The organism is Streptosporangium minutum, from assembly GCF_002149035.1.
GTDB lineage: Bacteria > Actinomycetota > Actinomycetes > Streptosporangiales > Streptosporangiaceae > Streptosporangium > Streptosporangium minutum.
On sequence record NZ_NGFP01000277.1, the window covers coordinates 1 to 12,077 of the forward strand.

4 protein-coding genes are annotated in these 12,077 nt (G+C 73.9%); 1 reads left to right on the forward strand and 3 read right to left on the reverse strand.

From position 1 onward, the window contains the following. The coding region (locus CA984_RS37585; RefSeq protein ID WP_133061892.1) for an ABC transporter ATP-binding protein at positions 1–816 on the forward strand (816 nt) is incomplete at its 5' end. A gap of 109 nt (positions 817–925) precedes the next feature. Here CA984_RS37585 and CA984_RS37590 read toward each other — a convergent pair. From CA984_RS37590 to CA984_RS37600, 3 genes are read right to left on the reverse strand one after another with little or no spacing between them, the layout of a single operon-like run. Beyond that, the gene (locus tag CA984_RS37590) at positions 926–2,008 is read right to left on the reverse strand and encodes a TauD/TfdA family dioxygenase (RefSeq protein WP_086578158.1); all 1,083 of its coding nucleotides are present in this window, start codon (positions 2,006–2,008) and stop codon (positions 926–928) included. Next, the gene (locus tag CA984_RS37595) at positions 2,005–7,425 is read right to left on the reverse strand and encodes a non-ribosomal peptide synthetase/MFS transporter (protein ID WP_086578159.1); all 5,421 of its coding nucleotides are present in this window, start codon (positions 7,423–7,425) and stop codon (positions 2,005–2,007) included. The genes CA984_RS37590 and CA984_RS37595 overlap by 4 nt, the downstream gene beginning before the upstream one ends. Before the next feature lie 52 nt (positions 7,426–7,477). Next, positions 7,478–12,064 carry a non-ribosomal peptide synthetase gene (locus tag CA984_RS37600; RefSeq protein WP_086578160.1) on the reverse strand — a complete coding sequence of 1,529 codons (4,587 nt, stop codon included), beginning with the start codon at positions 12,062–12,064 and terminating at the stop codon, positions 7,478–7,480. Between the last annotated feature and the right edge of the window lie 13 nt (positions 12,065–12,077).

Below are 12,077 nucleotides of genomic sequence, written 5' to 3' on the forward strand. Positions count from 1 at the left end.
GTCCCCCGTCCGGCCCCGGCGAGCCCCCTCCCCGGCCCGGAGGTCCCGCCGGGAGGGGTGCGGATCGAGGTCATCGGCCTGGCGGCCGGGCACCGCTCGGGCCCGGTGCTCGACGACGTGTCGCTGCGGGTGGCCACCGGGCAGTGCCTGGCACTGGTCGGGCGTTCGGGGAGCGGGAAGACCACCCTGGCCCGTTGCGTCGCGGGACTGCACGAGCCCGCACGCGGGACCGTGCTGCTCGACGGGCGGCCTCTGGCCCCGTCGCTGTCGCGCCGGCGCCGCGAGGACGTGGCCCGCGTGCAGTACGTCTTCCAGGACGCGCACGCCTCCTTCGACCCGGGCCGGACGGTGGCCGAGCAGGTGAGCCGCACCGCCGTACGGCTGCGCGGCCTCGGCCCGGGGCAGGCGCGGGAGGCGGCGCTGGACATGCTCGGACGCGTCGGGCTCGGCCCGGCCGCGGCGGCTCGCAGCACCGGGGGACTGTCCGGCGGAGAGCTCCAGCGCGCGGCGCTCGCCCGCGCGCTGCTCGCCTCCCCCGACGTCCTCATCTGCGATGAGATCACCTCCGGCCTGGACACGGTCACACAGGCCGGCGTCCTCGACCTGCTCGACGGGCTCCGCCGCGCTCTCGGGCTGACCCTCGTGCTGATCAGCCATGACATGGGTGTCGTCGCGCGCCTGGCGGACCACGTCGTGATCCTCTCGGAGGGGAGGATCGCGGAGGAGGGCGGCGCCGGGCACGTTCTCGCCCGGCCCCGGCACCCGTTGACCCGCGCCCTGCTCGACCGGCGCCCCCACCAGGAGGAACAGGCATGAGCCCGTACGACGTCCGCATCCCGCTCGGCGACGGCCGGCCGGAGTGAGGCGGGCCGGCCGTCCCGGTGCCGCCCGCCCCGGTAGCGGGCGGCACCGGGACGGCCGGCGGTCAGGAGCGGCGGCCGAACCAGCGGCGCGCCTTCGCGGGCCTGGCGGGCTCCCCGGCCCCCGCTCCCGCCCCGGCCGTGGCCTTGGCGAAGCCGGCCTGCGGCCGGACGGTCGGGGCGCAGGTGTCCAGAGGCACCGGGTCGCCCATGGTGACCACGATCTTGCGTGGCCCCTTGAAGGACTCGCGGGCGTGGGCGGAGAGGATGTTGTCGACGATCAGAATGTCACCCGGCCGCCATGTCTCCCTGACCGTCGCCTGGCGGTAGGCCTCGTCGATGGTCTCCACATCCTGCCTGGAGATCGGCTCGCCGTCGCCGTAGGCGGTGTTGAAGGGCAGGTTGTCGTGGCCCAGGTCCTCCAGGAACACCTCGCGGACCTCCGGGTCGAGCGCCCACTCGTTCCAGAAGACCGTGTGGTTGAACCAGACCTCCTCGCCGGTCCCGGGATGGCGGATGGTCGCCGAGCGGCGCTGCACGGTGCGGAGCTGGTCGCCGCCCACCCACTCGTGGGCGATGTGGTTGTCCGCGCAGTAGGCGGCGACCTCGTCCCTGTCCTCGGTGCCGAACGCGGTGCGCCAGCCGAGGCTGATGTGGTCGCCGTAGTTGCGCACCAGGGACCAGCCGTGCGCGCGGAACCGGTCGGCCAGCGGCTGCGGGATGTTCCGCAGCACCTTGCGCACGTCGGTCACCGGGGTCGCGCCCCCCTCGTCGGGGGCGATCAGGCAGCCGAACATCAGCAGCCCGGGGAAGGTGAGCGCGTAGCTGTTCTCGTTGTGCGGGCGGATCGACTGCGACGGCGGCAGGTCGGTGGAGGAGTAGACGTCCTTGCCGAAGTGGCTGCGAGGGGTGGCCTTCTCGACGTACCCGGCGAGCTCGGAGATCAGCGCGTCGCGTACCCCGGCGAAGTCCTCCACCCCCTTCACCGGCAGCCCCCGCAGATAGAGGGCGCCGTGCTCGTCCAGGCCCGAACGGATGGCCCCGCGGTTCTCCCGCAGCCAGTCGCAGGTCTCGCCCAGGTCCGAGCCCCGGGCGTCGGCCGCGGCGGGCCTGCCCTCCCTGACCTCCCAGGCGATGGTGGTGTTCACGATGCGTGGGTCCTTTCCAGCTCTTCGATGCCGACGAGGTCGTCGGGCTTGGCGTCGGGCACCTCGTCGTCGAAGCGCGCCAGGGTCCCGATCCGGGTGGCGGCGAGCACCAGCAGGGCCATGCCGAGCCCGCACAGCAGGTAGAGAAGCCCGATCCCGCGCCCCGGCCCGGTGCCGATGATCGCGCCGAGGGTGCCGGCGAGCGGGCCGCCCACGGCCAGCAGCGGATCGAGGAGCGGGCCGGCGAGGGGGGCGATGACGCCGAAGCCGAGCGGCACGGTGGCTGCGGCGATCATGGTGTTGACCGCGATGATCCGGCCCTGGAAGCGGTGCGGCACCTTCACCTGGATGATCGTCATGATCGTGCCATTGATCATGGCCAGGGCGAAGGACATGCCGAAGGCGCCGACGCCGATCAGCCAGAGGCTGGGCCGCAGCCCGGTCAGCACGCCGGCGACCGCCATCAGCATCGTCGCGGCGATCGCGCCGCGCAGCCTGCGGTGGGTCGGGCCGCCCCACAGGCTCATGGCGACGCCGCCGGTGATCGCGCCCGCCCCGGCCGCGACCGCCACCGCGCCGGCCGCCTGAAGCGGGGCGAAGGAGAGGACGAGCGGCGAGACCATGACGAACATGGGGGCCAGGAAGAGGTTCACGCCGGCGAAGAAGAACAGCATGCCGCGGAAGCTCCGGTGGCCCAGCGAGAACCGGAAGCCGTTGGCGATCTCGGCCGAGATCGGCTCGCGGCGGCGCAGCCCCAGCGTGGTGGGGAACCTGACGAGGAGCACCACGACGATGGCGAAGGTATAGGCCGCCACCTGGATGGTCAGGATGCCCTCCAGCCCGATCGCGGCGAGCAGGCCGACCGCGATGAGGGGGACCAGGAACTGGGCGGTGCCGATCGCGAGCTGCACGATGCCGTTGGCGTGCCCGAGGTAGCGCTTGGGCACCAGCTGCGGGATCGACGCCTGGTAGGCCAGACGCTGGAATGTCACCGAGACGGAGACGACGGCTATCAGCGCGTAGAGCGGGCCGACCGAGAGCCGGCCGGTCAGCAGCAGGGCGAGCATCACCGCCTGGGTGACGCCCGACACCAGGTCACCGGCGATCATCACCCGCCGCCGGTCGTAGCGGTCGACCACCGCGCCCGCCAGCGGGGCCACGATGATGCCCGGCACCAGGGCGAGCAGGGCGATGAGCCCGAAGTGGGCCAGCGACCCGGTGACCGTGTAGATCCAGATCGGCACCGCGAACTCGGTGAGGGCCGAGCCGGTGAGCGAGACGAGCTGCCCCAGCGCGACGGGCAGGAACCGGCGCATGCTCGGTTCGCGCTCCTCCCGCACGGCCTGCCGCTCCACGCTGTCCTGGAGCCACCAGGTGCCGCCCGCCTCGCGCGAGTGCGCCTGCCGCCAGGCCGCGTCTGCGGTGTGGACGCCGGTGAGGATCCGGGCGAGCTCACCGGCCCGGTACTTGGGGAAGAAGTGCCCGGCCTCGTCGATGACGACCAGCGACGAGGAGTCGGACAGGAAGCACCACTCCTTGAAGCGCTCCTGGTAGAACTCGGTGCTCGGGTCGCGCTCGCCGACGACCGAGACGATCGGCGCCCTCAGCCGGGGCTGCTCGGTGCCGAGAAGCCTGGTGAAGTGCTCCTCGGCCATCCGGCCGTCCTCGCGCATCAGCTCGACGGTGAAGGCCACCTGCTCCTCGTCGAGCCCGGACATGTCGCCGCCGAGCGCGCGCAGCTCGGCGGCGACCGTGCGGGTGCCGTGCAGGCGGTCGTTGATCAGCGTGCTGAGCGAGCCCAGGAGACGGCCCCTGGGCCGGGCGAAGGGGAAGATGCCGCCCAGGTAGAGGGCGTCCAGCTCGCGCCCCGACGCCTCGATGCGCTGGGCCAGCTCCACGGCCAGCGCGCTGCCGGGGGCGCAGTGCCCGTAGACCACGATCGGTCCCCGGACGTGCTCGGCGATCTCCTCGACGCAGAGCCGCGCCACCTCCCCGTAGGGCAGCTGCCCCTCCTCGCCGGGCTCGCGCCCGGGGGCGGCGACCGCGTAGAGGGAGTAGCCGGCGGGCATCGCGTCGGCGAGCGTCTGGTAGACGACCGCGTTGGCGCCGCCGTACGGCACGCAGATGACGGAGCCGACGCGGTCCTCCGGGGCGATCGGGCGGGTCAGCTCGGCGAGTATCCGGCGCGGCGCCGCCGTCTCGCCCCTGCGCTCGGTGACGAGCCCGGCGAGCTCGGCGACCGTGGGGTGCTTGAACATCTCCAGCACGCCGATCGGCGGCCTGCTCTCGGGGAAGGCCTTGCGCATCCTCGCCACGACCTGGGTGGCCAGCAGCGAGTGGCCGCCGAGGTCGAAGAAGTTGTCGCCGGTGCCGACCCGCTCGAGGTCGAGGACGCCCGCCCAGATCGCGGCGATGGACTCCTCGGTCGGGTCGGCCGGTGCGGTGTAGCCGGGCCGCTGGTCCAGACGCTCGGGCTCGGGGTCCGGCAGCGCCCTGCGGTCCACCTTGCCGTGGGCCTGGAGCGGGAAGCGGTCGAGCCAGGCGAAACGGCCGGGGACCATGTACTCGGGCAGCCGGTCGAGCAGGCGCGCCCGCAGCTCGGAGACCGGGGTCTCCTCCGCCCCCGGCTCCTTCTCCAGCCAGGCGACGAGGTGGTCGCCGCGCAGGTCCACGACGCCCTGGACGACCCCGGGGAGGGCGCCGAGCGCGGCCTCGACCTCGCCGAGCTCCACCCGGTAGCCGCGGATCTTCACCTGGTGGTCGGTGCGGCCGAGGAACTCCAGACGCCCGTCGTCGAGCCTGCGGACCAGGTCGCCGGTGCGGTACATGCGGGATCCGGCCGCACCGTAGGGGTCGGCGACGAAACGCTCGGCGGTCAGCGCGGGACGGTCGAGATAGCCGCGGGCCAGGGTGTCGCCGCCGATGTGGAGCTCGCCCGCGACACCCGGCGGCACCAGGCGCAGCGCCTGGTCCAGCACGTAGACGCGGGCGTCGGGGAGCGGGCGGCCGATGGGCCAGGCCGTACCGGCCGCGGGCGCCCCGGGGTCCACCCGCTCGGTGGTCACCGCGACGACCGTCTCGGTGGGGCCGTAGCTGTTGAAGATCGCGCAGTCCGCGCGGGAGGCCAGATCGCGGACCCAGGCGGCCGGCGACGCCTCGCCCGCCAGGACGAGCGCGCGGCGCGGCAGCAGCCGCTCCGGCTCCACCTCCGCGCCCAGCGCGGCGAGGTGGGAGGGCGTCATCTTCAGGTAGTCGAGGGTGCGCACGGCGTCGGCCAGCTCGGGCCCGGAGCCGCGGCGGGGGAGCTGGTGGAGGGTGCCGCCACCGGTGAGCGGCAGGTAGAACATCAGCATGCTGAAGTCGAAGGCGAGCGACTGGAGCAGCCCGAAGGCGGCGCCGGGCGCGATGTCGTAGTCCTCGCGGATGTACTCCAGGTAGGCCACGATGTGCCGGTGCTGGACGCCGACGCCCTTGGGCCGCCCGGTGGTGCCGGAGGTGTAGATCACGTAGGCGAGGTCGTCGGGGCCGGCGAGCGGCTCCGGCGCGGTGTCGTCGCCCTCCGCGGGGAGCCGGTCCAGCTCGACGACCGTGCCGGTGAAACCGGCAGCCCGGTCGCGCAGCGCCGAATCGGTGACCAGCACGACGGCCGACGAGTCGGCGAGCAGGAACTCCAGCCGCTCGCGCGGCTGCTCGGGGTCGAGCGGCAGGTAGGCGCCGCCCGCCTTGAGCACCGCGAGGATCGCGACCGCGGCGTCCACGGTCCCCTCCAGGCAGATCGCGACGCGCGCGTCGGGGCCGACGCCGGAGTCCCGCAGGCGTCTGGCCAGCCGGTTCGCCCGGCGGTGCAGCTCGGCGAAGGTGAGTGAGCGCTCCCCGGCGACGAGGGCGACCGCGTCGGGGGTCCGCGCCGCCTGGGCCTCCGCCATCGCGCCGAGTGTGCGGTGCGCGGGCCGCCAGGTGCGGGTGCCCGCCCAGTCCCCGAGCAGCGCCTCGCGCTCCTCCGCACCGAGCAGCGACACCTCGGACAGGCGGCGGCCGTGGTCGGCGGCGGCCTCCCGCAGGAAGCGCCGCATCGAGTGCTCGACACGCTCGATGGAGGCGGGATCGAACAGGTCGGTGCGGTAGGTGAAGAAGCCGCTCAGTCCCTCGTCGGTCTCGGTGACGTAGAGCGCGACGTCGAACTGGGAGACCGCCAGCGGCGGGTCGAACGGGACGACCTCCAGCCCGGCGACGGTCCTGTCGCGCGCCACCCGGTTGGTCAGCGTGAAGGTCACCTGGAAGATCGCCGAACGGCTGGGGTCCCGCTCCACCCGCAGGTCGTTGACGAGCTGGTGGAAGGGGTGGTCCTGGTGGGCGAGCGCGCCGAGCACGGTCTCCCTGGTGCGCAGCAGGTGCTCGGCGACGGTGGGATCGTCGCCGGTACGGCTGCGCAGGGTCACCATGTTGACGAAGGAGCCGACCACCTCCTCCAGCTCGCGGTAGGGGCGTCCGGCCACCGGCGAGCCCACCGCGAAGTCGTCCTGGCCCGCGTGCCGGGCGAGCACCGCCTGGTAGGCGGCGAGCAGGGTCATGTAGAGCGTGGCGCCGTGCGCGCCGCCGAGCTCACGCGCGGCCCCGGCCAGCTCCGCGTCCCAGGTGAAGGCGTGGACCGCGCCGTCGAAGCGCTGCTCGGCCGGGCGCGGACGGTCGGTGGGCAGCTCCAGGTCGGGCAGCCCGGCCAGCTGCTCGCGCCAGAAGGCGACGTCGGGCTCGACGGCCGGACCCGCCAGCCGCTCCCGCTCCCACACGGCGAAGTCGCCGAACTGGACGGACTGTTCGGGCAGCGCCGGCGGCGCGCCCTCGCGGAGCCCGCCGTACAGCCTGAGCAGCTCGTCGGCCATGATCTCCAGTGACTGGCCGTCGCTGACGATGTGGTGGACGGCCAGCAGCAGCACGTGGTCGTCCGGTCCGAGGCGGACCAGCACCGCCCGCAGCAGCGCGTCGGCCGCCAGGTTGAACGGCCGGACCAGCTCCTCGCCGACGAGCTCCGCCGCCCGCTCGGCGGTGCCGGCTTCGACGACCTTCAGCACGGCGGGCCCCGGCTCGTCGACGACGACCTCCGGCCGCCCGTCCCGCGCGGGGAAGCGCATCCGCAGGGCCTCGTGCCTGGAGATCAGCGCCGTCAGAGCCTCCCGGAGCAGCTCGGTGTCCAGCTCGCCCGTCAGGCGTACGGCCAGCGGGATCGTGTACGCGGTGTTCCCCGGAGCCAGCTGCTCCATGAACCACAACCGCTCCTGCCCGCTGGACGGCGGTGGCGCGGTCCCCGCGGGCCGGGGCTGGACGGTGGTGCTCCCGGCCCGCCCGCGCAGTCGCTGCGACAGGAGGGCACGTTTGTCCGCCGGAAGTGCGACGGCGCGCCCCGACAGCTGATCGGTCATCCGAGGCTTTTCCTTCCTTGCTGATCCTTGCCGGGACTACGGCCTTGCGGGACTACGGACTCCGTCCTTCGATGTCCGCGATCAGCAGCGCCTCGACGGCGTCGGCGAGCCGCTCGACCGTGGGGCTGGTGAAGACCGCGTCGACCGGGATCTCCAGATCCACGGCCGCCCTGATCCTGGAGACGACTCTGATGGCCAGCAGCGAGTTGCCGCCGAGTGCGAAGAAGTCGTCATGCACGCCGATCCGGTCCAGGCCGAGCACCTCGGCCCAGATCTCCGCGACCAGTTCCTCCGCCTCCGTCCGGGGCGGCTGCTTGACGGCGGCCGGCTCCTGCCACGCGGGCACCGGCAGGGCGCGCCGGTCGATCTTGCCGTTGTGGTTGAGCGGCAGCGCGTCCATGACGACGAAGGCGGAAGGGACCATGTAGGCGGGCAGCGCCTCCTCGGCGAACCGCCGTACCTGTCCGGAGAGCTCAGCGTCCGCCGAAGGGGACGCCGACGGGGAGGAGCCGTCGGCCCGCCGGTACGGGACCAGGTAGGCGACCAGGCGTCTGTCGCCCGGCTGGTCCTCCCTGACCAGCACCACGACCTGGGCCGCGGCGGGGTGACGGGCGAGCACGGCCTCGATCTCGCCGAGTTCGATGCGGATGCCGCGGATCTTGACCTGGTCGTCGACGCGGCCCAGGTAGTCGAGGAGGCCGTCGGGGAGCCAGCGGACGAGGTCGCCGGTGCGGTACATGCGCGTTCCGGGCTCGCCGTGGGGGTCGGCGACGAAGCGCTCGGCGGTCAGGTCCGGGCGGCCGAGATAGCCGCGGGCGAGGTGGTCGCCGGCGATGTACAGCTCGCCGGGCACGCCCGCGGGCACCGGGCGGAGCCTGCCGTCCAGGACGTAGGCGCGCGTGTTGTCGAGCGGGCGGCCGATCGGGACGACGGCTCCCGGAGAGGTCACGTGGTGGGCGGTGACGTAGATCGTGGTCTCGGTGGGGCCGTAGCCGTTGTGGACGGTGCCGCCCTCCCGCAGGACGCGCCCCACCGCGGCGGGGGAGGCGGCCTCACCGGCGATCCACAGCTGCGGGACCTTCGCGAGCAGCGCGGCCGAATCCTCGGCCAGCACGTTGAACAGGCCGGTCGTCAGGAACACCGCGTCGACCCGCTCCTCCTCCAGCGCCCGGCGCACGACGGAGGCGTCCACCGGGCCGGGCGGGGCCACGACCACGGTCCCGCCGTTGAGCAGCGGCACCCACAGCTCGTACATGGAGACGTCGAACGAGGAAGCCGTGTGGAACAGGACCCTGCGGTGCCCGGAGCCGTGCCAGAGCCGGTCGGCGGCGAAGGCGGCGACGTTGCGGTGGGTCACCGCGACGCCTTTGGGCACTCCGGTGGAGCCGGAGGTGAACATGGTGTAGGCCAGCCGGTCGGGGTGGATCTCCAGGTCGGGGTTGCGGGGGTCGCTGTCGGGGCCGGTGGTCATGGTGGGGAGGTGGCGGGTCAGTTCGTGTCCGGCGTAGGTGTCGTCGGTGATCGCGACCTGGGCGTTGGTCTGTTCGGCGATCCAGCGCATCCGCGCGGGTGGCAGTCCGGGGTGCAGGGGGACGTAGGCGCCGCCGGCCTTGACCACGGCGAGCAGGGCGATCACCACGTCGACGGAGCGTTGCATGAGTACCACGACGGGGGATTCGGGGCCGACTGCGGCGGTGTTCAGGCGTCGTGCCAGCGCGTTGGCCCGCGCGTTCAGTTCGGCGGCCGTGAGGCGGACCTCGCCGCAGACCACCGCCTCGGCGTCCGGAGCCGCCGCCACCCGCGCCTCGAACAGCCGGGCCAGGCTGCCCCCGGGCGTCCGGACCGCCGTGTCGTTCCACTTCTCCAGCAGTGTGTAGCGCTCGTCCGGCGCCAGCAGCTCCACCGCGCCCACGCGGGCGTCCGGATCCGCCGCCACCGCCTCCAGCAGCCTCACCAGCCGAGCGGTGATCGACTCGACCGTGCCGCGGTCGAACAGGTCGGTCGCGTACTGCACCACCCCGTCGACGCCCGCGGGAGCGCCGGCGGAGACGTTCTCGGTGAGGCCGAACGCCAGGTCGCACTTCGCGCCGCCGAAGCCGTACAGCGAGTAGGCGGGGTCCGGCGTCGTCGTCAGGCCCGGCAGCCCGGCCTCGTCCTCCCGGGTGTTGTTCAGAGCGAGCATCACCTGGAAGAGCGGGGGACAGCCGGGGATCCTCGGCGGGTTGACCGCCTCCACCACCTGGTCGAACGGCACGTCCTGGTGCGCGTACGCCGCCAGGTCCGTCTCCCTCACCCTGGCCAGCAGCTCGCGGAAGGTCGGGTCGCCCGAGGTGTCGGTGCGCAGCACCAGCGTGTTGGCGAAGAAGCCGACCAGCCGGTCCAGCGCCTCGTCGGTACGGCCGGCCACGGGAGCGCCGATCGGCACGTCGGTCCCGGCCCCCAGCCGGGTCAGCAGCGCCGCCAGTCCGGCCTGCGCGACCATGAACAGCGTGGACCGGTTGGCCTTGGCCAGGGCGAGCAGCCGCCCGTGCAGGTCGGGCGAGAGCCGCAGGGGCACCGACGCGCCCCGGTGCCCGGTCGCCGGCGTGCGGGGCCGGTCGGCGGGCAGCGCCAGCTCGTCGGGCATCCCCGCCAGGGCCTCCCGCCAGTAGGCGGTCTGCACGCTCATGGGGCTGCCCGGGTCCGCCGCGTCGCCGAGCAGGTCGCGCTGCCACAGGGCGTAGTCCGAGTACCGCACGGGCAGCGGCTCCCACGAAGGGACCTCACCGCGCGTGCGGGCCGTGTAGGCCAGGGCCAGGTCCTGCCTGAGCGGGGCGAGCGACCACCCGTCCATGGCGATGTGGTGCAGCAGCAGCACCAGCACGTGCTCGTCCGGCTCGACGGGAGCGCCGGATCCCAGCGCGAACAGCAGCGCCCGCACCGGTGGCTCGGCCGAGAGGTCGAAGGGGCGCAGCGCCTCCTTCTCGACCGCCGCCCGGAGTTCCGCCTCGCAGGTCTCCACGACGGTCAGCCCGGGTACGGCCTCCAGCACCCGTGGCGACGGCCGGCCGTCCCGCGCGGGGAAGACCGTCCGCAGAGTCTCCTGCCGCCATGCCACGTCCCCGATCGCGGCCTCCAGCGCCGCCCTGTCCAGCCGCCCGGACAGGCGCAGGACCAGCGGGATGGTGTAGAGGCCGCCCGGCTCCGCGAGCTGGTCGACGATCCAGAGCCGGTGCTGGGCGAAGGAGAGCGCCGGCGGGGCCGAACGCTCCGCGCGGACGAGCGGCGGCCGCATCCCGCCGGCGCCGCCGGCCCTCGCCTCCTCGACCCTGACCGCCAGCGCGGCGACGGTGGGCGCCTCGAAGACCGCCCGCACCTGCAACTCGGCGGAGAGCGCCGACCTGACCCCGGTCACCACCCGCATGGCCAGCAGCGAATGCCCGCCCATCAAGAAGAAGTCGTCGTCGATCCCGATCCCCGGCACGGCGAGCACCTGCGCGAACAGCTCGCACAGGGTCTCCTCGACCGGCGTGCGCGGGGCCGTGCCGGAGGCCGCCGTCTCGGGCGCGGGCAGGGCGTGCCGGTCGATCTTGCCGTTGTGGTTGAGCGGCAGCGCGTCCATGACGACGAAGGCGGAAGGGACCATGTAGGCGGGCAGCGCCTCCCCGGCGGCCTGCCGGATCCGCTCGACGAGTCCGGCGCCGGCGCCGGCGGCGGGCGGGTCGTGGGGGACGAGGTAGGCGGCCAGGCGTTTGTCCCCCGGACGGTCCTCCCTGGCGATGACGGCGACCTGGGCCACTTCGGGGTGGCGGGCGAGGAAGGTCTCGACCTCGCCGAGCTCGATCCGGAAGCCCCGGATCTTCACCTGGCCGTCGGCCCGCCCGACGAACTCCAGACGCCCGTCGTCGCGGCGCCGTACCAGGTCGCCGGTGCGGTACATGCGCGTTCCGGGCTCGCCGTGGGGGTCGGCGACGAAGCGCTCGGCGGTCAGGTCCGGGCGGCCGAGATAGCCGCGGGCCAGGTGGTCGCCGGCGAGGTACAGCTCCCCCTCCCGGGCCGGGCGCAGCATGTCGTCCAGGACGTGGGCGCGGATCGCGTCCAGCGGGCCGCCGATGGGGACGGCGCCGGGGGAGGGGCMGGTCACCGGGTGCGACAGCGCGAACGTCGTGGTCTCGGTGGGGCCGTAGGCGTTGTGGACGGTGCCGCCGGCGGCGACGATCCGCTCCACCGCGGCGGGGGAGGCGGCCTCGCCGCCGGTCCACAGGTGCGGGACGGCGGCCAGTACGGCGGGCGCCTCCTGGGCCAGCAGGTTGAACAGGCCGGTCGTCAGGAAGACTGCGTCGACCCGCTCCTCCTCCAGCGCCCGGCGCACGACGGAGGCGTCCACCGGGCCGGGCGGGGCCACGACCACGGTCCCGCCGTTGAGCAGCGGCACCCACAGCTCGTAGGTTGAGGCGTCGAAGGCGAAGGGGGAGTGCGACAGCACGCGGCGGTGGTCCCGCCAGCGCCGGTCGGCCGCCAGGGCCATGACGTCGCGGTGGGTCACCGCGACGCCTTTGGGCACTCCGGTGGAGCCGGAGGTGAACATGGTGTAGGCCAGCCGGTCGGGGTGGATCTCCAGGTCGGGGTTGCGGGGGTCGCTGTCGGGGCCGGTGGTCATGGTGGGGAGGTGG

Excerpts from the sequence above, each read along its gene's own strand:
- CA984_RS37595 (WP_086578159.1), bottom strand. The coding sequence starts at position 7,425 with ATGACCGATCAGCTGTCGGGGCGCGCCGTCGCACTTCCGGCGGACAAA.